General features: G+C 61.8%; 21 protein-coding genes, 1 tRNA gene and 1 pseudogene. 13 read left to right on the plus strand and 10 right to left on the minus strand.

The genetic code is table 11. The features are described from left to right. Positions 1–5: 5 nt before the first annotated feature. Positions 6–2,027 (plus strand): acetyl/propionyl/methylcrotonyl-CoA carboxylase subunit alpha, encoded by a 2,022-nt coding sequence (locus tag Q8R81_RS04315; RefSeq protein ID WP_305616219.1) that lies wholly within the window; start codon positions 6–8, stop codon positions 2,025–2,027. Positions 2,028–2,163: 136 nt separating this feature from the next. Here Q8R81_RS04315 and Q8R81_RS04320 read toward each other — a convergent pair whose 3' ends face one another. Beyond that, positions 2,164–3,567 carry an FAD-binding oxidoreductase gene (locus tag Q8R81_RS04320; protein ID WP_305616220.1) on the minus strand — a complete coding sequence of 468 codons (1,404 nt, stop codon included), beginning with the start codon at positions 3,565–3,567 and terminating at the stop codon, positions 2,164–2,166. Positions 3,568–3,723: 156 nt separating this feature from the next. On the opposite strand from Q8R81_RS04320, the gene Q8R81_RS04325 reads away from it, so the two are divergent. Next, a complete protein-coding gene (locus tag Q8R81_RS04325; RefSeq protein WP_305616221.1) occupies positions 3,724–4,116 on the plus strand; it encodes a cytochrome c family protein in 393 nt (130 codons plus the stop codon). Here Q8R81_RS04325 and Q8R81_RS04330 read toward each other — a convergent pair. The 3 genes from Q8R81_RS04330 to Q8R81_RS04340 form a co-directional block, all read right to left on the minus strand. Then, entirely contained in the window at positions 4,113–6,050 is a 1,938-nt protein-coding gene (locus Q8R81_RS04330) for an alkyl/aryl-sulfatase (protein ID WP_305616222.1), read from the minus strand. The genes Q8R81_RS04325 and Q8R81_RS04330 overlap by 4 nt on opposite strands. An 84-nt stretch (positions 6,051–6,134) precedes the next feature. Then, positions 6,135–6,404, minus strand: a complete 270-nt coding sequence (locus Q8R81_RS04335; protein WP_305616223.1) for a hypothetical protein — start codon at positions 6,402–6,404, stop codon at positions 6,135–6,137. Positions 6,405–6,494: 90 nt separating this feature from the next. Next, positions 6,495–8,252 carry a fatty acyl-AMP ligase gene (locus Q8R81_RS04340; RefSeq protein WP_305616224.1) on the minus strand — a complete coding sequence of 586 codons (1,758 nt, stop codon included), beginning with the start codon at positions 8,250–8,252 and terminating at the stop codon, positions 6,495–6,497. A gap of 146 nt (positions 8,253–8,398) precedes the next feature. Here Q8R81_RS04340 and Q8R81_RS04345 point away from each other — a divergent pair, with 146 nt between their 5' ends. The 4 genes and pseudogenes from Q8R81_RS04345 to Q8R81_RS04360 all read left to right on the plus strand — a co-directional run. After that, positions 8,399–9,004, plus strand: coding sequence for a regulatory protein RecX (locus tag Q8R81_RS04345; protein ID WP_305616225.1), 606 nt, complete (start codon positions 8,399–8,401; stop codon positions 9,002–9,004). After that, positions 8,988–9,485: a DUF192 domain-containing protein gene (locus tag Q8R81_RS04350; RefSeq protein WP_305616226.1), complete on the plus strand. Its 498-nt coding sequence runs from the start codon at positions 8,988–8,990 to the stop codon at positions 9,483–9,485. Before Q8R81_RS04345 ends, Q8R81_RS04350 begins: the two co-directional genes overlap by 17 nt. 73 nt (positions 9,486–9,558) lie before the next feature. Beyond that, a complete protein-coding gene (locus tag Q8R81_RS04355) occupies positions 9,559–9,972 on the plus strand; it encodes an NADH:ubiquinone oxidoreductase subunit NDUFA12 (RefSeq protein ID WP_305616227.1) in 414 nt (137 codons plus the stop codon). Between the two features lie 119 nt (positions 9,973–10,091). Further along, a pseudogene (locus tag Q8R81_RS04360) lies at positions 10,092–10,388 on the plus strand (DUF2155 domain-containing protein); the annotation flags it as partial. A gap of 35 nt (positions 10,389–10,423) precedes the next feature. Here Q8R81_RS04360 and aat read toward each other — a convergent pair. Further along, a complete protein-coding gene (gene aat / locus Q8R81_RS04365; protein ID WP_305616228.1) occupies positions 10,424–11,200 on the minus strand; it encodes a leucyl/phenylalanyl-tRNA--protein transferase in 777 nt (258 codons plus the stop codon). A 66-nt stretch (positions 11,201–11,266) separates the two neighbouring features. Here aat and Q8R81_RS04370 point away from each other — a divergent pair. Then, positions 11,267–11,342 (plus strand) — tRNA-Trp (locus Q8R81_RS04370). Positions 11,343–11,529: 187 nt separating this feature from the next. Here Q8R81_RS04370 and Q8R81_RS04375 read toward each other — a convergent pair. Next, on the minus strand, positions 11,530–12,114 hold the full coding sequence (locus tag Q8R81_RS04375) for a hypothetical protein (RefSeq protein WP_305616229.1): 585 nt from the start codon (positions 12,112–12,114) through the stop codon (positions 11,530–11,532). 287 nt (positions 12,115–12,401) lie between these two features. On the opposite strand from Q8R81_RS04375, the gene secE reads away from it, so the two are divergent. From secE to Q8R81_RS04400, 5 genes are all read left to right on the plus strand, one after another. Next, entirely contained in the window at positions 12,402–12,596 is a 195-nt protein-coding gene (secE, locus tag Q8R81_RS04380; RefSeq protein WP_292620602.1) for a preprotein translocase subunit SecE, read from the plus strand. A 43-nt stretch (positions 12,597–12,639) separates the two neighbouring features. Then, a complete protein-coding gene (gene nusG, locus Q8R81_RS04385) occupies positions 12,640–13,176 on the plus strand; it encodes a transcription termination/antitermination protein NusG (protein ID WP_305616230.1) in 537 nt (178 codons plus the stop codon). Positions 13,177–13,342: 166 nt separating this feature from the next. Continuing rightward, positions 13,343–13,774, plus strand: a complete 432-nt coding sequence (gene rplK, locus Q8R81_RS04390) for a 50S ribosomal protein L11 (RefSeq protein ID WP_305616231.1) — start codon at positions 13,343–13,345, stop codon at positions 13,772–13,774. Positions 13,775–13,778: 4 nt separating this feature from the next. Continuing rightward, positions 13,779–14,480: a 50S ribosomal protein L1 gene (rplA, locus tag Q8R81_RS04395; RefSeq protein ID WP_305616232.1), complete on the plus strand. Its 702-nt coding sequence runs from the start codon at positions 13,779–13,781 to the stop codon at positions 14,478–14,480. Between the two features lie 87 nt (positions 14,481–14,567). Beyond that, a complete protein-coding gene (locus tag Q8R81_RS04400) occupies positions 14,568–14,750 on the plus strand; it encodes a hypothetical protein (protein ID WP_305616233.1) in 183 nt (60 codons plus the stop codon). Here Q8R81_RS04400 and Q8R81_RS04405 read toward each other — a convergent pair. The 4 genes from Q8R81_RS04405 to Q8R81_RS04420 are packed head-to-tail and all read right to left on the minus strand — an operon-like array spanning position 14,731 to position 18,318. Beyond that, the gene (locus Q8R81_RS04405; RefSeq protein WP_305616234.1) at positions 14,731–15,267 is read right to left on the minus strand and encodes a hypothetical protein; all 537 of its coding nucleotides are present in this window, start codon (positions 15,265–15,267) and stop codon (positions 14,731–14,733) included. The two genes, Q8R81_RS04400 and Q8R81_RS04405, sit on opposite strands and share 20 nt — an antisense overlap. 1 nt (position 15,268) lies before the next feature. Beyond that, positions 15,269–15,988 carry a peptidylprolyl isomerase gene (locus Q8R81_RS04410; RefSeq protein ID WP_305616235.1) on the minus strand — a complete coding sequence of 240 codons (720 nt, stop codon included), beginning with the start codon at positions 15,986–15,988 and terminating at the stop codon, positions 15,269–15,271. A gap of 4 nt (positions 15,989–15,992) precedes the next feature. Then, positions 15,993–16,754, minus strand: coding sequence for a molybdopterin-binding protein (locus Q8R81_RS04415; protein ID WP_305616236.1), 762 nt, complete (start codon positions 16,752–16,754; stop codon positions 15,993–15,995). Positions 16,755–16,794: 40 nt separating this feature from the next. After that, positions 16,795–18,318, minus strand: coding sequence for an NAD(P)/FAD-dependent oxidoreductase (locus tag Q8R81_RS04420; protein WP_305616237.1), 1,524 nt, complete (start codon positions 18,316–18,318; stop codon positions 16,795–16,797). Positions 18,319–18,405: 87 nt separating this feature from the next. Here Q8R81_RS04420 and Q8R81_RS04425 point away from each other — a divergent pair, with 87 nt between their 5' ends. Further along, complete coding sequence (locus tag Q8R81_RS04425) at positions 18,406–19,380, plus strand: magnesium and cobalt transport protein CorA (RefSeq protein WP_305616238.1); 975 nt, start codon at positions 18,406–18,408, stop codon at positions 19,378–19,380. The last annotated feature ends 114 nt before the right edge of the window (positions 19,381–19,494 follow it).

Below are 19,494 nucleotides of genomic sequence, written 5' to 3' on the forward strand. Positions count from 1 at the left end.
ATAGAATGTTCAAGAAAATCCTCATCGCCAACCGTGGCGAAATTGCTTGCCGCGTAATCAAGACGGCGCGCCGCATGGGTATCCAGACGGTGGCGGTCTATTCCGATGCTGATGCCCGTGCGCCGTTCGTGCAGATGGCGGATGAGGCGGTGCATATCGGTCCGGCGCCTGCTGCGCAGTCCTATCTGATCGCCGACAAGATTATCGCCGCGTGCAAGCAGACCGGCGCGGATGCGGTTCATCCCGGCTACGGCTTCCTTTCCGAACGCACCTCGTTTGCCGAGGCGCTGGCGACTGAAGGCATCGCGTTTGTCGGCCCGCCGGTGAACGCCATTGCCGCGATGGGGGACAAGATCGAATCCAAGAAGCTGGCGCTGAAAGCGGGCGTCAATGTCGTCCCCGGCTTCGTGGGTGAAATCGAGGATACCGAACATGCCGTGCGCATCTCTGAGGAGATCGGCTATCCGGTGATGATGAAGGCCTCTGCGGGCGGTGGCGGCAAGGGCATGCGTCTTGCTTACAATGAAAAGGACGTGCGCGAGGGCTTTGAAGCGACCAAGCGTGAAGGGCTGAACTCGTTCGGCGATGACCGCGTGTTCATCGAAAAGTTCATTCTCAACCCGCGCCACATCGAAATCCAGATCCTCGGCGATAAGCACGGCAACATTCTTTACCTGAACGAGCGTGAATGCTCGATCCAGCGCCGCCACCAGAAGGTGGTCGAAGAAGCGCCTTCGCCCTTCGTGACGCCGAAAATGCGCAAGGCGATGGGCGAACAGTGCGTCGCGCTGTCACGCGCAGTGGGCTACTACAGCGCAGGCACGGTAGAACTGATCGTTTCGGGCGCGGACCCGAGCGGCGAGAGCTTCTACTTCCTCGAAATGAACACCCGCCTGCAGGTGGAACACCCGGTCACGGAAGCCATCACCGGCATCGATCTGGTCGAACAGATGATCCGCGTCGCCTATGGCGAGAAGCTCGCCATGACGCAGGACGACATCAAGATCTACGGCTGGGCGATTGAAAACCGCGTCTATGCCGAAGACCCCTATCGCGGGTTCCTGCCCTCGACCGGACGCCTGATCCGCTACAATCCGCCGGTTGCAGGCTGGGAAGACGATGGCGCTGAAAATGGCCGTCGCGGGCTGGACGGCGTGCGCGTGGACGATGGCGTCTATGAAGGCGGCGAAGTTTCGATGTTCTATGACCCGATGATCGCCAAGCTGATCACTTGGGGGCCGACGCGCGATGAAGCAGCGGACAAGCAGATTGAAGCGTTGGATGCGTTCGAGATCGAGGGCCTTGGCCACAACATCGATTTTGTCAGCGCCATCATGCAGCACCCGCGCTTCCGTTCGGGCGAGCTGACCACCGGCTTCATCGCCGAGGAATACCCCGAAGGCTTCCACGGCGCGGCAACGTCTGACGAATTGAAGCAGACGCTGGCGGCGCTGGCAGGCTTCCTCGCCACGGCGCGGTCTGACCGTGCCCGCCGCGTTGACCAACAGTTGGGTGACGAGCTTGACCCGCCTTACGAATGGGCAGTGAAGATCGGCGATGCGACCTTTGCGGTCACGCTCGACGAAGACGAAGTGACGGTGGACGGCAAGGCCATCGACCTGGCGTTGGAGTACACGCCGGGCGACCGCGTGGTGCATTGCGAGATCGACGATAAGCCGCTGTCGGTGAAGGTCGAACCAACCCGCGCAGGCTTCAAGCTGACCACGCGCGGCGCGATCCATCAGGTGCAGGTGCTTCCGGCGCACATCGCGCCGTACACGCAGCACATGATCGAAAAGATCCCGCCTGATCTTTCGAAGTTCCTGATCTGCCCGATGCCGGGCTTGCTGGTCACGCTCAACGTGGGTGAGGGCGATGCTGTGGAAGCCGGGCAACCACTCGCTGTGGTTGAGGCCATGAAGATGGAGAACATCCTGCGCGCTGAGAAATCGGGCAAGGTGAAGTCGGTCAATGCTAAGGCTGGTGACAGTCTGGCGGTTGATGCGATCATTCTTGAAATGGAGTGAGGCATCAATGCCCACCCCGCTGCGACTAACTTCGCCTTCGGGTCGGTAAGTCTCGCGGCCCTCCCGCCCGCGGGAGGGCACAAGCAGTGCCATCAACTCCCCTCCCGCAGGAGGGAGGGGTTCGGGGTGCGCTTCCTCAGATCCGAAAAATTTTCCCCGGATTGAACAGGTTGTCTGGGTCCAGCGCGCGCTTCAGTGTGCGCATCACGTCCACCGCGTCCTCGCCCAGTTCATCAATCAGGCACTGTTGCTTGCCAATGCCGATGCCATGTTCGCCGGTACAAGTGCCGTCCATCGCCAGCGCGCGGGCGACCATGCGGTGGTTGAGCGCTTCCACCTCGGCCATTTCGTGCGGCGCGTTCGGGTCTATCGAGAAGATCAGGTGGAAATTGCCATCGCCCACATGCCCCACGATGGTGGCGGGCACGCTGCACTGGTCCAGTTCGGCGCGGGTGGCGAGGATGCACTCGGCAAGGCGGCTCATCGGCACACACACGTCGGTGGTCAGGCCGATGGCACCGGGCCGCAAATTGACCGCCGCGTAATAAGCCTCGTGCCGCGCGCGCCACAGGCGGTTGCGGTCTTCGGCCAGCGTTGCCCACTGAAATTCGCCGCCGCCGTTCGCAGCAGCGAGAGCCTTCACCGTCTCCACCTGATCGGCGACGCCCGCCGCGCTGCCGTGGAATTCGAAGAACAGGGTCGGCACTTCGGGCAAGCCCAGTTTGGAACGTAAGTTAACCGCGCGGACCTGCATCGCATCGAGCAGCTCAATCCGCGCCATTGGCACGCTGCAATGGAAAGCCTGCACCACCGTCTCAACCGCGCCTGCCAGCGTCTCCAACGGACAGATGGCGGCAAGAATGGCTTCTGGAACCGAATTCAGGCGCAGTGTGATGCCGGTAATGACGCCCAAGGTGCCTTCAGACCCTATGTAGAGGCGCGTCAGGTCGTATCCCGCAGCAGACTTCTTCGCCCGCCTGCCGGTGCGTATGACCTTACCCTGCGCCGTCACCACTTCCAGCCCCAGCACCACCTCGCGCATCGTGCCATAACGGACGGCGTTGGTGCCCGATGCGCGGGTCGAGGCCATGCCGCCGATGGTGGCGTTCGCGCCGGGATCAATCGGAAAGAACAGGCCGGTATCGCGTAAGTAGGCATTCAGCGCCTCGCGCCGGATGCCGGGTTGCACGGTGCAATCAAAGTCGGCGTGGTTCACCGCCAGCACCGCGTCCATGCGCGACATATCGAGGCTGACACCGCCTTCAAGTGGCAGGGTGTGGCCCTCCAGCGAGGTTCCGGCACCATATGGCACGATAGCCACCCCGGCCTCCCGGCAAAGGTTCACGCAATCGACCACGTCTTGCGTCGAGGTGGCATAAACCACGGCGTCGGGCGCAACCGTGGGGTATTGCGATTCGCTCGCTCCGTGCTGCTCCCGGATTGCGTCGCCGGTCTGGCAGGCCGGGCCGAAGCGCTGTGCCAGCGCGTTCAGGAAGCCAAGTGGCAAAGGGCGGCGACAGGGTGTGAAATGCGTTTCCATGATTCCACCTAGCGGGCAGTTCCACCTTTTTGAATGCCTGCTTCCTTTTGGCTATGGCGCAAAACCGTTCAGGCAGGATAAAGCGCGCACGCGTGATGAGGGATCCAAGGCTTCGCGGTGAAGTCAGGACCGGTTTAGAACAGGGCAGGTATCCAGATGAGCAAGTTGACGGGTGCAGTGTTGATTGCAGGGCTCGCGGTTTCGGCGCTGGCAGGCGGAACGGCTTTTGCGCAGGCAAAGGGTGATCCGGTTGCGGGCAAGAAGGTATTCATGCGCTGCGTCGCCTGCCATGCCGTGCAGCCCTCTGCCGGTCCCAAGATGGGGCCGAACCTTTCCGGCGTTGCTGGCCGCAAGGCAGGCGCAGTGCCGAACTTCAAGTATTCTGCCGCGATGAAGAAGGCCAATCTCAAGTGGGATGACGCCACGCTCGACAAGTGGCTGACCAAGCCCTCTGCGGTTGTGCCCGGCAATTCGATGGCCTTTGCGGGTCTGCCCAATCCGGCAGAGCGTGCGAACGTCATCGCCTATCTCAAGAAGCCTGTCCCTTAAGGCGTCACGATATTGAAGGCGGGGTCCGGCTTGTCCAACCAGCCGATCAGGCGGGCAAAGGCTGCCGGATCCCCTTCAATCTTCGCATCGCCTGATGCGACCTTCGCGGCGAGGGGCTGTCCTGAAAAGAGCGCCGCCAGCAGATCGGCATAGCGCACTGTCAGCGTCGCTTGCCTGCCATCGCGCAGGCCGGGGCGATGCACCAGAACACCGTTGGCTACCGTCACGGTATGCTGCACCTGTTTGTCCGGGAACACGAAGCCCAGCGCCACTGCACCCTCTCCGGCCTTTGCCGGATCGAGCCGCACGGCCAGCACATCGAACAGGTCGGACGGCGGCAACTGGCTGATCAGCGCGGCCCCACCGGTTGGGTCAACCGACGCCACACCGTTGTCCAGTTCATCTGCGCCCGTCAGGTACATATTGCGCCAGAGTGCGTTCTCGCTCTGGTAGGCAAGCTGACGGTAGGTGCGCGCCAGCAGCGCTTTGGCCGCCGCGTCCGCGCCATCTGCAAAGATCACCTTGTCGAGCAGTTCGGCGGCCCAGGCGTAATCGCCTTTGGCAAAAGCTTCTTGCGCCAAAGCCTTTACCCGCGTCGCGCCACCCATCGCTTCGACATAGCGCTTGCCTCCGGATTCTGGAGGGAGTGGGGCGAGGTGGACCGGGTTGCCATCGTACCAACCCATGTAGAACTGATATACCGCCCGGGAATTGAAACTGTATGACCCGTAGTAAGGCCGGTCGTACCATTGCTTAGCCAGTGCAGGCGGCAGGGTGAGCGTTGCTGCGATTTCCGGCCCGGTCAGCCCTTTGTTCATCAGCCGCACCGTCTGGTCATGCAGATAGGCATATGCGTCACGGTGCTTGCCCAGATAGTCGGCGATCTCGTCCGCCCCGAAGCGGGGCCAACCGTGGCTGGCGATCAGCACTTCGGCCCCTGCAAAGAAGTCCATCGCCTCGGTCAGCCCTTGCGCCCACGCCTTGGCATCGCGGATCATAGCGCCGCGCGGGGTGAGGATATTGTGCTGCGTCACATTGGCGTTTTCGGCAAGGTCGGCCACTTTCCAGTCGGGGAAACCGAAGTTCATCTCGGCAGGCGCTTCGGTGCCGGGCGTCACCTGAAAGCGGATGCGGACGCCGTCGATGGTGAGTTCGGTGCCGGTTTCGGTGATCTCGCGCGTCGGCGGAACAAGGCTGCGTGTGCCCGCAGCCACGCCCATGCCAATGCCCGACCCCATTGATCCTTCCGGTCCCTTGGGCAAGCCAAGACCGAACTGGTATCCGGCGCGGCGGCCCATCGCAGGCCCGGCAATCACGTTCTCACTCACCGCCGCGCGGGTGAAGCCCTGTGGCGCAAGGATAGGGGCATCCTTGGCCATGACCGCGCCGATTGCACCAGCCCCGCCAAAGTGATCGACGTGGCTGTGCGTATAAATCATAGCCGTGACCGGCAGTTTCGCCACTTTCTCGGAAATCAGCGCGTACGCTGCAGCCGCAGTCTCGGTCGCCGTGAGGGGATCAATCACGATCCAGCCCTTGTCGCCGCGCACAAAAGTGATGTTCGCAACATCGAAGCCGCGCACCTGCCAGATCCGGTCAGTTACCTTGAACAGGCCCGCCTTGCCCAGCACCTGCGCGTGCCGCCACAGGCTAGGGTGGACATTCGGCGGCGCATCGCCTTTGGCAAAGGCAAAGGCGGCGGTATCCCACACCGGCTTGCCCGCCGCATCGCGGATCACCGGGTCTTTCAGTGTCCCGACGAATCCGCGCTCAGCCCAATCGAAATCGCGCCGGTCTGCCATCGGCAGTTCGGAAAGCACGGCGCTATTGGCCTGGCGGGTGGCTTCACTGGGCGTCTCAGCCGCCGCGGGAAGCGCCGATAGCAGCAGGATGACACCGCCCAGCAGGCGGCGCTTGAGGATCGTTGAAAACATGGCCTCTCCCGGCTCCCGTTCTGCGTGGAGCTTCGGCGGCAGAATGACCTTAACCGATCAATTAGGGAAGCGGGAAAACGATACTCAGCCGAACAGGCGTTGCAGCCAACCACGCTTCCGGGGAGCGGGCGCGTCCTGTCCTGTCAGTCGCATCAGGTACTGCGCCAGCAGCATGGCCTGATTGCGCGTCATCAGAAGGTGGTGGGTATCGACCGCATCAGGCGTGGGCCGTGCAGCAACCGTCGATTGCACCGTCAGCTGGATGTTGCGCGAAATGTCCTGATGTTTCCATCCGATCACTACACCCGACAATTCCTGCGGCACGCCTTTTTGCGGCGCGTTTGTCGTGGCCATTTTCGTTCTCTCCCAATTCCCATGTCAAGGAATCGCAAGAATGGAGTGACGTCAAGCCAATTTGGATGTTTTCCGGCGCATCCCGCCTGTTCAGGCCGCCAGTTGATAGGGCGCGATCTCGCCGTTCAGATAAAGCTTCTTGGCCTTCGCGCGGCTCAACTTGCCCGAACTGGTGCGCGGCAGGGTGCGTGGTGGCACGAGTTCGACCACGCAGTTCATGCCGGTAATCGAACGCACCTTGTCACGGATCTGGTCACGCAGCTTCAGGCGCTCAACGGGATCGGACACGCGGCAGTGGACCAGTACGGCGGGTGCTTCCTCGCCATTTTCAGTCTCTACCGAGAAGGCAGCGATATCGCCCTGATGGAACCCGGGAAGCTGTTCCACTGCCCATTCGATGTCCTGCGGCCAGTGGTTCTTGCCGTTAATGATGATCATGTCCTTGGCGCGACCGACGATGAACAGGTAGCCCTTTTCATCGACATAGCCCATGTCGCCGGTGTCCAGCCAGCCATCGACCATGCAGGCATCGGTAGCTTCTGGATCGCGGAAGTACGAATGCATCACCGACGAGCCACGGCACCATACCTTGCCGATGTGGTGATGGGCCAGCGCATTGCCGTTCTCGCCCCGGATTGCCACTTCCATGCCGCGCACGGGAACGCCGCAGTTGACCATCGCACGATAGCGGGCAGGCCGCGACAGATCGCGAGGGCTGCCCGAAAGACGTTCTTCCTCAACCAGTTCGACGCGAATGCCTTCGCCTGGTGGCATGATGGTCACAGCCAGCGTTGCCTCGGCCAATCCGTAGCTTGGCAGAAAAGCATCAGCCTTGAAGCCCGCTTCGGCAAAAGCATTGACGAAGCTCTGCATTACATCGGGCCGGATCATATCCGCGCCATTGCCCGCAACGCGCCACCGCGAAAGGTCAAAGCGGTCGGCCACGTGGCTCTGGCTCGAAATGCGGCGGGCGCAGATATCGTACCCGAAGGTGGGCGAATAGGAGAGCGTGGTGCCCTGATTGCGGCTGATCAGATCCAGCCAAGCCAGCGGACGGCGCGCGAAATCTTCGGTCTTGAGGAAATCGACCGAGACGCTGTTGGCGATAGGCGAGAGGAAGCAGCCGACCAGACCCATGTCGTGATACCACGGCAGCCACGAAACTGCGCGGTCCGGGTTGTCGATCTTCATGCCGTGCGAATGGCCCGCCAGATTGGCCAGCAGCGCACGATGGGTAACGGCTACGCCATGCGGGAAGCGGGTGGAGCCGCTGGAATACTGGAGGTAGCTGATCGCTTCTGGATCGGGTGTGGGCAGGGCGGCTTCGCTTTGCCCACCAGCGTGGAATTCTTCCCACGAAAGCCCGGCGCAGCCTTGCCGCGCGGCAGCAGCGCCGGCCATCTCGGCAATCTCGCCGGGGTAGACCAGCATCTTGGGGTCAGAGCTGGAAAGCTGCACGGCCAATTGGTCGATATAGCTTTCCTTGCCGCCAAAGCTGGTCGGCAGCGGCAGCGGCACGGGCCATGCGCCGGCATACATTGCGCCGCAGAAGATGGCGGCGAAATCGGGACCGGTTTCGGCCACCAATGCCACCCGGTCTCCCGGCGCGATGCCCAGCGCCATCAGCTTGCGCGCGGCAACCAGCGCGTCTTTGCGCAGTTCGGAATAAGGATAGGCCTGCGCCAGATTGCCGCGCGGGTCATGGAAGTTGAATCCAAGCACGCCCTTTGCGGCATAGTCGAGTGCATCACAGAAAGTATCGAAATCCGCATAGCGACGTGGCTGGACGTCGACATTTGGTGTGGGAACGAGGGTCGCCTTATCAGCGACAGCGTTCGAAACAGTCATGCGATACCCCGATGTTCTATTCTATCGTCCTGTGGGCATCTGCGCGCCCACTCGTGAACGGCCCATTACTGGTCCGTGACGCGAAAACAACGCCACCACGGTTCGGACGTTCTCATTTAGCCGCGACTGTGGCACGAATGTGGCGCATGGATCACAATTCCCCAGATACGCCCGATGGACTGACAGGGCGCAGGCGCGACAGCAGACGGGAAAGGCGTCCGCCCAAACCGCTTGATCGGCCACGCATGGAGGAAATGGCGCTCGGCTATGTTGCGCGCTTCGCCACAAGCGCAGGCAAACTATCTGACTATCTGCGCCGCAAACTGCGTGAACGCGGCTGGGAAGGCGAGGGGGAGCCTGACATTGCCGGGGTGGTCCACCGCTTTGTGGAGTTGGGCTATATCGACGATGCCAGTTTTGCACGCGGCAAGGCGCAAGGATTGCTGCGGCGAGGATATGGCGCGCGGCGCATCGATCAGGCCTTGGGCGCGGCCGGAATAGCGGAAACCCTGCGAGAGGAATCGCGGGGCAGCGAGGCCGAGCGCCGCCGTGCCGCGCTGGTCATGGCGCGCAAGCGGCGATTCGGCCCGTTCGCCGTGTCGGGCGGCGGCGGGCGGATTGATCCAGCCTTGCGTGAAAAGCAGCTCGCGGCAATGCTCCGTGCCGGACACCCCCTTGCACATGCGCGTGAGGTGGTGAATGCCCTGTCACCGGAAGCCTTGGATGAATGGATCGATGAAGCAGGCGATTAGAACTTTCGCATTGGCCGCGCTCGCGCTGGTCGCAAGTTGCTCGCCCGGCGTGGCGGATGCAGGCGCAAAGGCACCGGCAACGGCTGCAACGGCATCTGTCCATCCGATCTCGGGCCTGCAAGTCGCGCCGGTGACGGTGACGCGGGGCAACAAGCGTCTGATGTTCAATACGGAATTCGCGCGCACTTCGGCTGAGCAGGCGAAGGGCCTGATGTTCCGCACAAAGCTGGCGGACGATGAAGGGATGATCTTCTTGCGCAATCCGCCGGATCGCGCCTCGTTCTGGATGCGCAACACGGTCATCTCGCTCGATATCATTTACGTGGGGCTGGACCGGCGGATCATCAATATCGCCGCCAATGCCGTCCCTTACGACGAAACGCCGCTGATCTCTGGCGGGCCTACGCTTGCCGTGTTCGAGATAAACGGTGGCCTTGCAGCAAAGCTGGGCATCCAACCCGGCGATCGCGTAGATTGGTAATCGACTTTCACAGCACGGCACGCGCATCAACCCGCTTGCCGACTCCCCTCTTCAACGGCTAAGCGCGACCACCATGAGCATCCTAGGCAAGATCTTCACCTGGTGGAATGGCGCAACCATGACCACCATGCTCGACACCGCTCTCAAGGGCGAACAGGTCGGCACCGACGCGCAGGGTAATAAATATTACCGTGCGAAGAAGCCTTTTCCCAAGGGGCACCCCTTCGCCGGGCGGGAACGCCGCTGGGTGATCTATAACGGGTCCAACGACGCAAGCCGTGTGCCTGCGGAATGGCATGGCTGGCTGCACGGATCGTTTGACGGCGTGCCGGAAAGCAACCTGCCACCGCCGCGTATCTGGGAAGTGGACTATACTCCCAACGCCACCGGCACGGCCACGGCTTATCGGCCGCAAGGCGCGCTTGAACGCGGGGGCAAACGTGCCGCCGCCACGGGCGATTACGAAGCTTGGTCCCCGGAAGCCTGATGTCATTTGCTGCATCGTCGGCATGGCGGACGTTCGCGGCCGCGGGCGTGCTGGTGCTTGCCGGATGCGGCGAAAAGGCTGCGCCACCTCCGCCCGAGGCGACCGAGACAGGCGCTGCGATGGTCAGCGGGTCAGGCGCAGCGGTGGAAAGCGATTTCGGCACCCCGATCAAGGACCGCATCGCCACGCTCGGGTTCCTGAACAAGCGCAACAACATCACACAGGATGTGGTGCTGAAAAGCGGCGAATCGCGGCGAATCGGCAACGCTATCGTGAAACTCTCCACGTGCGAAAAAACGGCACCATGGGAAGATCCATCCGAAACAGGTGCGTTTGTGCAGTTGTTCGTTGAAGAACGCGCCACCACAGATCAGCCGCTGGCGTGGCACAAGGTCTTCTCAGGTTGGCTGTTCCGCAATGCGCCGTCGCTCAACGTAGTCGAGCATTCGGTCTACGACGTGTGGGTCAAAGATTGCGCGATGAGCTTTCCGGGTGAGGAGGAGCCGGTCGATTCGGAACGCAGCGCGGCAAAGCCCGCTGGCAGGCCGAGCACGGCAGCTTCGCCGGCGCCAACTGCCAGCCCGTCGCCCACCGCTTCGGCTAGCGCCCGCGCACCTGCCATATCTTCAGACGAATAAGATCGCTGAGCTGCCGATAGCAGTTGGAGGTACTGGCTTTGCGGTATCTCCACCGCGCCCAATGAGGCGAGGTGCGTGGTGGTAAACTGGCAATCGAGCAGTTCTGCCCCGATTCGCCGCAATGACGCAACAAGCCAGGCCAGCGCCACCTTCGATGCATCCGCCTCGCGGCTGAACATCGATTCGCCGCAGAATGCGCGCGCAAAGCCTACGCCATAAAGACCGCCAACGAGTCGCCCTTCGCGCCAGCATTCGATCGAATGGGCGTGGCCGTGTTCGTGCAGCCCGATATAGCTGTCGCGTATCCGTGCGCTGATCCAGCTTTCTTCGGCACCTTCGCGCGGGGCGGCACAGGCATCAATTACAGCCTCGAACGCTGCATTGCACGTAACGGTGAAGCGTCCGCGACGCAGCGTGCGCGCCAAAGAATGCGAAAGGTGGAACCCATTCAGCGGCAGAATCGCGCGCATGCGTGGCTCCACCCAAAAAACTTCGGGGTCATCACGGCTGTCCGCCATCGGGAAAATCCCGGCGCGGTAAGCCTTGAGCAGAAGCTCGGGCGGAATAGCGTGGGGATCGTTTCTGGCCATAATGTTCAAAATGTGTTTCGGTCGGTTGCATCCCCCGCGTCAAGCCTCTAAGGGCCGCTGCGGCACAGGAGTGTAGCTCAGTTGGTAGAGCATCGGTCTCCAAAACCGAGGGCCGTGGGTTCGAGTCCCTCCACTCCTGCCAGTCTTTTCTGATTCTGTGGCGGTCCTGCGCAATGCGGACCAAAAAAACGGGGCGGTACGCCAAGCGTCCGCCCCGAGTCCGTCTCATGCGTCTGGTTCGCTTGAGAACGTCGTAATCCTATGCTTTCACGCGGTCGAACACCAGAACCTGCTGTGTGTTTGTTTGTGTGGTCTGGGTGGCGCTATGGCTAGTTGCCCAGCGCGCCGCCAATCCCGCCCGATGAACGTCCGGTCAACCCGCCGCCGATCGCTCCACCGGTCGCACCGATCTGTCCGCCACCTTGCCCCCGGCCAGAAATTGTCGAATCGATCGCGCCGGAATTCGCCACGTCATCGAGGCTGCTATCGGCGCCGCGCTTCACGCGGTCGGTGGTGCGGCCGACTTTACGGCCGGCCTGATCGGCAGTTGCATCGGCCTTGCGGGCTGCACGATCTGCTGTGCCATCGACCTTACGCTGCGCGCTGTCCGTTGTTGCTTCAGCGTTGCGTTCCACCTTATCGGTTGACGGTGGCGTGACGCTCGTCTGGCTTTGCGCCGTCGCAGTCGCTGACACATCGCTGCCCACGTCCATATCAGGCGCCCCTTGCGCGGATCCGGTGACATCGCCACCGGCCTCGGTCTGTGTGCTGACTGAGCCTGTTCCGACAGTCGCCTGTGTTCCGGCTTGAGCGGAACCTCCAGCGGAACCCTGAGTGTCCTGTGCTTGAGCCGCGCCAGCGAAGGCAAGAGCGGCGAGGGCCAGCGCAGTGTTCGGCAGTGTGATTCGTTTCATTTTCCGTGTCCTCTCAAGGGCATGAGCGGCCCAAATTTGTTTCCAAGCCTAAAACAAGCAGTCGAGAAGGTTGGTTCCACGCCAAGCCATCGCCCTGTCTGGATCGCAGCGCAGCCTGTCGCGCGTCGCGCCCTTGCCATTTTGCGGCTGTGCGACTAAATGAAAGCAACTTCCGACATCGGAAAATCGCCAAGCCCCTCCCGGACCTGTCCGGGGCGGCGATTTCCCCTAGGCGGAAGAAATGATTTTAACGCGACGAAAGTCGCAGCAAGCAAGGCGTCCGATCAATGGCCAAGACCAGCCCCGGCGAGTTCTTCAATCAGGTGAAGGCAGAAGCCCGCAAGGTCGTGTGGCCGACGCGGCAGGAAACTACCACCACAGCCATCTTCGTTGGCATCATGATGCTGCTGCTGTCGGTGTTCTTCCTCGGCATCGATTCGCTTTTCGGCATGGCCGTCAAGTTCCTGTTGTCGCTGGCCTGACCAGACCGACCCGGATCCACCTTCCAGGACCAAAGAGAGATATATGGCCCGCTGGTACATCATTCACGCCTATTCCGGTTTCGAGAACAAGGTTCGCGAAGCGATCATTTCCGAAGCAGAACGCATCGGCCTCTCGCAGCTTGTCGAGGCAGTTGAAGTGCCGACCGAGACGATTACCGAGGTTAAGCGCGGCAAAAAGGTGCAGGTCGAGCGCAAGTTCATGCCTGGCTACGTTCTGGCCAAACTGGCGATGAACGACGACATCTACCACCTCGTCAAGAACACCCCGAAGGTGACCGGCTTCCTTGGCACCAACAACAAGCCGCAGCCGATTTCCGACAAGGAAGCTGCCCGCTATTTCGGCGCGCGCGATCAGGCTGCTGCCGAACCGCGCAAGAGCGTGGTGGTGGATTACGAGATCGGCGATTCGGTCAAGGTCAACGCAGGCCCGTTCGCGTCGTTCAACGGCATTGTCGAGGAACTGGACTTCGACAAGAGCCGCGTGAAGGTTTCGGTTTCGATCTTCGGTCGCGCCACGCCAGTGGAACTGGGCTTCGAGGAAGTCGAACTGGTTCGCTGATCCTTCGTAAGGCTTGCAATTTCGGGCCGATGCTATATCGGCCCGCGCTTCTCAGGCGTCATGTCTGTGATTCCGTGCGGGAGTTCCGGTTTTCCGGGGCGTTTGACCGCTCACTCTGAGGTCCGGCCTGAACAAGGGCGGCCAACAGGAAGAAAGGAGGCCCATCGTGGCCAAGAAGATTGAAGGCTATATCAAGCTGCAGGTTGCAGCCGGTGAAGCAAAGCCTGCTCCGCCGATCGGTCCTGCGCTGGGTCAGCGCGGTGTCAACATCATGGAATTCTGCAAGCAGTTCAACGCTGCCACGCAGGAAGTGGAAAAGGGCACGCCGCTCCCCACCGTGATCACCGTCTATGCCGACCGTTCGTTCACGTTCATCACCAAGACCCCGCCTGCCACGTTCTTCATCAAGAAGGCCGTTGGCATCAAGTCGGGTTCGAAGACCCCGGGCAAGGCTTCGGCCGGCACGATCACCCGCGCGCAGCTGTCGGAAATCGCTCAGGCCAAGATGAAAGATCTGAACGCGAACGACATCGACGCCGCAACGAAGATCATCGAAGGCTCCGCTCGCGCGATGGGCCTCACCGTGGTGGAGGGCTGAGACTGTGGCCAACCTGAGCAAGAAGCAGAAGTCGCTGACCGAAAAGCTGGGCGACAACCAGCAGCTTTACTCCATCAATGATGCGATCAAGCTGCTGAAGGATCTCAAGAGCGCCAAGTTCGACGAGAGCCTTGAAGTCTCGCTGAACCTCGGCGTCGATCCACGCCACGCCGACCAGATGGTCCGTGGCATGGTTTCGCTGCCTTCGGGCACCGGCAAGGACGTGAAGGTCGCCGTGTTCGCCCGTGGCGACAAGGCTGAAGCCGCGCTTGCCGCTGGCGCTGACAAGGTCGGTGCCGAAGACCTGCTGGAAGACATGCAGGCCGGCAACCTCGACTACGGTCGCGTGATCGCAACGCCCGACATGATGGGTATTGTCGGCCGCCTTGGTAAGGTGCTTGGTCCAAAGGGCCTGATGCCGAACCCGAAGCTGGGCACCGTCACCCCCAACGTCGCCGATGCGGTCAAGGCAGCCAAGAGCGGCCAGATAGAATTCCGCGTCGAAAAGGCCGGCATCATCCACGGCGGCATCGGTAAGCTCTCGTTCTCGGACGAAGCGCTGCGCGCAAACTTCGATGCTTTTGTCGATGCAATCGTTAAGGCAAAGCCATCGGGCGCCAAGGGCAAGTACCTGCGCAAGGTCGGCCTGTCTTCGTCGATGGGTCCAGGCCTGAAGATCGACGTGTCCGAAGTACACGGCGGCTAAGTCCGACGGACTGAACGCAAAAGAAGGCCGGGGAGGGAAACCTCTCCGGCTCTTTTTTTGTCTGCGCCACCCGGTTAGGAACAGTCCATGCCCGACGACCAAGCTTCCCGTAATCCCGTGACAGCCGCCCGCTTGCAGGTGGAGGCAGTGATCCCCCCAGAAAAGCGCGGCCCCGGCTGGGACCGGCACTGGCGCGAACTGGAAGCCTATGCCGATGCAGCAGTGGAAGGTGCAGTGGGCGACTGGACAGTCAATTCGTCGCGCGACTGATGTTGGCTCGGGTATAGCATTCCACCACAACACTGATCGCACGCCCGTCTGACAGTTTGAGCACTGCCCGATGCGACAGCACGGTGCCTTGCGGGCATTCCGCCATTGCTCCGCGCTGCTCAGACAGCCGTTCGCGGCGGAAGCCAAGTGGGCTGACAACTTTGCCAAACGGCGTGTCACTCGTCTCCAGCGTTCGGTTCATCTCCGGCGTCAGCCGCCCCGGCACATACCAGTTGTGCGCCACAGACATCACCGTATCGCCACAGACGAGCTGCACGTGCCGGTATCCCACCGCTTCATGCGCGCCAACGCCCAGAGCCGCGCGGATTTCTGTAGATGCAGGAGCTTGCGCTGCCCGGTTTGCCAGCGCGCGGATCGTCGGTGGTGTGGCTATGGCCTGCGCCTTGCACCACTGTCCCAGCGCAGTAGTTGCGCTGTCGTTCGCCGCTAGGACTTGTTCAAACCGCGAAAGGCCCGGCCCGACACAACCGCCCAGCAGCGCTGCCAGCAGGACCACGTCAAGGCGCAGGAGCAGGCCCCGGCGCTGGTGGTTGCGGCGCAGGCTCCGGCAGGCGCCGCGCAGTCAGGATCTTCACGGGCTTTGCAAGGATCTGCCCGCGCATGATGCCTTCGCCCTCGGTCTCGGAAATCGGCGCACCGAAGATCGCGCGCACAACGTCCATACCCTCGATCACCTGCCCGAACGCGGCATAGCCCGCCTTCGCCTCAGGATCGGCTGACTCCGGTTGCGCGTCCAGGCCCGGTTGGTCTGATACCATGATAGAGAAATCGCCCGTCGCCGTGCCGGGCGCATAGCGCGCCATCGATAGCGTGCCGGCCTTGTGCAGCACGCCGGTCTGGTCGGTCGGTTCGTGCGCAATCGGCGGCAGGTTGCGGCGCGGATCGCCGCGCGTGCCCGCTTGGATCAAGCCATTTGGCTGTTCGCCCCACTTCAGGTGCATCGTGCGATAGAACACCGTTCCGTCAAACCGCTTTGTTTCGGCATAGCGGACGAAGTTGGTGGCGCTGGCCGGTGCGCGCTTCACGTCCAGTTCCACCACGATCCGCCCCGCTTCGGTCTCCAGTGCCACCCGCACCTTTTCAGGCAGCGGTGCCTTGGACGGGGCAGGGTAGACGGGCACCGCAGGACGTGCCGGAGCGACGCGCTTTTTCGCAGGTGCTGCTGCTACCAGAAGGACCGCCAGCGGAGCAAGCAAGGCCAAGCGACGTGTCAGCATGGCGTCAGATACCCCCGGCAACCGGCGCGCGGCCGATGGCGGCAAGGCCTTCGGTCAACACAGCCGCACAAGCGCCAAGCTGCTCCTCGCTGACCGAGCGGATCACGAAATTCGCACCCGTCTTGCCCTCACGGAAGAACGGGTAGCTGCCGATCTGGCACCCGTCGAAAGCTTTCTCGGTCTCTCGCAGCAAGTCTGCGATCTCGCTTTCCGCCACCCAGCAGCCGACCGTGGTGGAAAGCAGCGGCAAGCCGCCTTCAAGCTGCCCGGTCAACCCATCAAGCATCTGCGCGGTGATGCCCGGCACGCCCGCCATAAGGTAGACGTTCCCGGCGCGAATGCCCGGTGCCCCAGATACCTTGTTCTCGATCAGGTCCGCGCCATCGGGCACGCGCGCCATGCGCAGGCGCGCATCATTGAGCCCGCCGCGCGTCGTGTAATAGCTTTCAAGGATCGCCCGCGCCTTGGGATGGATCACCACATCCACGCCCAGCGCCGCCGCGACCGCATCCACCGTGATGTCATCATGCGTCGGGCCGATCCCGCCGGTGGTGAACAGATAGTCGTTGCGGGCGCGCAACGTGTTCACCGCCTCGATGATCGCGTCCATGTCGTCAGGAACCACCCGCACTTCGCGCAGGCGGATGCCCTGCACGCCAAGCCATGAGGCGACTTGTGCGATGTTCTTGTCCTGCGTGCGGCCAGACAGGATTTCATCACCGACCACAATGAGCGCGGCGGTCCAGATGCGGGATTCGTGGGTCATAGGCGGCAGGGATACCGCAAGCACCGTTCGGGCAAAAGCGCTATTCCGCCGCTTCCATCTGCTCCTTATGCAGGGTTGCAGGTCGGGCATGGCCAAACTGCAGCACGCCGTCTTCGATCGGATCAGCCCTCATCCACGCCACGTCGCGCACATAGTCCTGATTGAGCCGCCAGCGCATGTCGCTTGCAGACTTGGGCAACAAGTGCCGCGACCGTTCGATATAGCCTGACGAGAAATCGTAGATATTGTCCTCGTCCAGATGGTGGTTGGGTGCCAGTTTGGGCACCGCCACTTCCATCCCCCGCGTCTTCAATGCATTCAGCACATCGCAGATATAGCGCGCGTTGATGTCGGCGCGCAGAGTCCACGATGCGTTGAGATAGCCGAACACTGCCGCAAGGTTCGGCACGTTCGAGAACATCGCGCCCTTGTAGTAATATCGGTCGGCGAAATCGACCGGGACGCCATCCACGCTCAGCGCGATCTTGCCCGCCATGACCATCTTGAGGCCTGTCGCCGTGATGATCACATCGGCATCCAGATGCTTGCCCGATTTCAGCTTGATACCGGTCGCGTCGAAGCGCTCGATATGGTCGGTCACCACGCTGGCCTTGCCTGCCTTGATCGCTTCGAACAAGTCGGCATCGGGGACCAGGCACAGCCGCTGGTCCCACGGATTGTACGGCGGGGTAAAGGCCTTGGCGTCGTACTTGTCGCCCAGCGCGGCCTTGATCCGCTTGGTCAGGAATTCCTTTACCTGCTCTGGCCGCGTCCGCGCGCGTTTGAACACCAGATTCTGCAGGCGAACGTTCTTGAAGCGGGTGATCCGGTAGGCCAGCTTCTCCGGCAGCAACTTGCGCAGGAAATTGGCAATGCCATCGCGCGCGGGGCGGATGCCATACCACGTGGGCGTGCGTTGCAGCATCGTCACGTGCGCGGCCTTGCTGGCCATCGAAGGCACGATTGTCACAGCCGTAGCACCTGATCCGATCACCACCACGCGCTTGCCGCTATAGTCGAAGTTTTCGGGCCAGAACTGCGGGTGGATGATGTCTCCGGCAAAATCCTCACGCCCGGTGAACGCGGCTTCGTGGGGCTTGTCGTAATCGTAATAGCCCGATCCGAGGTATAGCCACCGTGCGGTCATGCGGCTGCGTTGGCCATCTTCGCCTTCCAACGTCACCACCCATTGCGCCGCTTCGCTATCAAAATCCGCGCTTACCACCTTGTTGTCGAAGCGGATGTTGCGACGGATGTTGCGCTCGTCGGCAATGCGATTCAGGTAATCGAGGATTGCGGGTCCGTCAGCGATGGATTTTTCGTGCGTCCAAGGTTCGAAAACGAAGCCCAGCGTGTGCATGTCTGAATCCGACCGAACCCCCGGATAACGGAACAAGTCCCAAGTCCCGCCAATCTGTCCACGGCGTTCCACAATGGCATAACTGCGATCGGGGCAAAGCATCTGCATGTGCGCTGCCATGCCAATGCCGGAAATACCTGCGCCAACGATCAGGACGTCCACGTCCGGATTTGCCGCCTTGATGGTGGACTGCTGGGAACCCACGGTCTCTCTCCCGTTATCTATTTACAGAAATGTTAGCACGTTCATCGGCGATTGCCAGCCTCTCTCGCTTTTGCCACTCCTGCGTGCATGACTGTGATTTCTGCCCGTCGCTATTGCAATGGCACCATTGCCGAACAGAGCCTTGTGCTGAACGGGTTGCCGCCGTCCGCCTTGCCCCGTGGTTCGTTCGACTGGATCGGCCTGTGCGAACCCGATGCGGCAGAAATGGTTCTGGTGCAGCGGCAATATGCGTTGCATCCGCTAGCGGTGGAGGATGCCCTCAATCCGCGCCAGTTGCCCAAGGTAGAAGTCTATGGGCAGACGCTGTTTATCGTCGCCCGCACGGCGGAACTGCTGGGCGAGGAAGAGATTGCCTATGGCCAGACCGCGCTTTTCGTCGGTCCCGGCTACATCGTTAGCGTCCGGTTCGGCAGCACGCGCGCTCACACCAATCTGCGCGCCCAGATAGAGGCGCAGAAGGACCGTCTGGCCGAAGGGCAGGACTACATTCTCCATGCGGTCCTCGATTTCATCGTCGATGGCTACCTGCCATTGCTCGACCAGCTGGACGAAGTCGCCCAGCAGATGGAGGAATCCGCTATTGACGTGTTTCCCGAACAGGCAGTGATCCGCCGCATCTTCCGCTTGCGCCGCCAACTCCGCAAGTTCGAGCGTGTGGTCGGGCCAATGGAAGAGATGTGCGAACGGCTGGTTGTGGCCGACCTGCCCTGCATTGATCCCGAAGCGCGTATCTGGTTTCGCGATGTCCTCGATCATGTGCGCCGCGCGATGGCCCGGATGCGCAGCTTGAAGGAAACGCTGGCCGCCATCGTCGAGACGGCCAGCCTGCTGGAGCAGCACCGGCAGGGCGAAATGACCCGCTCTCTGGCTGCGTGGGCAGCGATCCTTGCCGTGCCGACCGCAATTGCCGGAATCTACGGCATGAACTTTGAATACCTGCCTGAACTCACGTGGCATTACGGCTACTTCGCGGTCTGGGGCGTGATCGTATCGATCTGTGGCGGCTTGTGGCTGCGCTTCAGGAGTATTGGGTGGCTGTAGGGCCTGTGCGTGAAGACTGCGCGCCGCGTGTGGAAATCTGCGGCTTTGCGATTGTGACAGTGCCTTTGCTGGCCTAGGGCGCGAAGTCTGCGAGGGCGAGTCGCTTGTCCCTCG

Source organism: Novosphingobium sp., from assembly GCF_030696665.1.
Classification (GTDB): Bacteria; Pseudomonadota; Alphaproteobacteria; order Sphingomonadales; family Sphingomonadaceae; genus Novosphingobium.

Bases quoted from the DNA above. Each gene is read 5' to 3' on its own strand.
- Q8R81_RS04315 (WP_305616219.1), top strand. From the start codon at position 6: ATGTTCAAGAAAATCCTCATCGCCAACCGTGGCGAAATTGCTTGCCGC.
- Q8R81_RS04320 (WP_305616220.1), bottom strand. From the start codon at position 3,567: ATGGAAACGCATTTCACACCCTGTCGCCGCCCTTTGCCACTTGGCTTC.
- Q8R81_RS04325 (WP_305616221.1), top strand. From the start codon at position 3,724: ATGAGCAAGTTGACGGGTGCAGTGTTGATTGCAGGGCTCGCGGTTTCG.
- Q8R81_RS04330 (WP_305616222.1), bottom strand. From the start codon at position 6,050: ATGTTTTCAACGATCCTCAAGCGCCGCCTGCTGGGCGGTGTCATCCTG.
- Q8R81_RS04335 (WP_305616223.1), bottom strand. From the start codon at position 6,404: ATGGCCACGACAAACGCGCCGCAAAAAGGCGTGCCGCAGGAATTGTCG.
- Q8R81_RS04340 (WP_305616224.1), bottom strand. From the start codon at position 8,252: ATGACTGTTTCGAACGCTGTCGCTGATAAGGCGACCCTCGTTCCCACA.
- Q8R81_RS04345 (WP_305616225.1), top strand. From the start codon at position 8,399: ATGGATCACAATTCCCCAGATACGCCCGATGGACTGACAGGGCGCAGG.
- Q8R81_RS04350 (WP_305616226.1), top strand. From the start codon at position 8,988: ATGAAGCAGGCGATTAGAACTTTCGCATTGGCCGCGCTCGCGCTGGTC.
- Q8R81_RS04355 (WP_305616227.1), top strand. From the start codon at position 9,559: ATGAGCATCCTAGGCAAGATCTTCACCTGGTGGAATGGCGCAACCATG.
- aat (WP_305616228.1), bottom strand. From the start codon at position 11,200: ATGGCCAGAAACGATCCCCACGCTATTCCGCCCGAGCTTCTGCTCAAG.
- Q8R81_RS04375 (WP_305616229.1), bottom strand. From the start codon at position 12,114: ATGAAACGAATCACACTGCCGAACACTGCGCTGGCCCTCGCCGCTCTT.
- secE (WP_292620602.1), top strand. From the start codon at position 12,402: ATGGCCAAGACCAGCCCCGGCGAGTTCTTCAATCAGGTGAAGGCAGAA.
- nusG (WP_305616230.1), top strand. From the start codon at position 12,640: ATGGCCCGCTGGTACATCATTCACGCCTATTCCGGTTTCGAGAACAAG.
- Q8R81_RS04400 (WP_305616233.1), top strand. From the start codon at position 14,568: ATGCCCGACGACCAAGCTTCCCGTAATCCCGTGACAGCCGCCCGCTTG.
- Q8R81_RS04410 (WP_305616235.1), bottom strand. From the start codon at position 15,988: ATGCTGACACGTCGCTTGGCCTTGCTTGCTCCGCTGGCGGTCCTTCTG.
- Q8R81_RS04415 (WP_305616236.1), bottom strand. From the start codon at position 16,754: ATGACCCACGAATCCCGCATCTGGACCGCCGCGCTCATTGTGGTCGGT.
- Q8R81_RS04425 (WP_305616238.1), top strand. From the start codon at position 18,406: ATGACTGTGATTTCTGCCCGTCGCTATTGCAATGGCACCATTGCCGAA.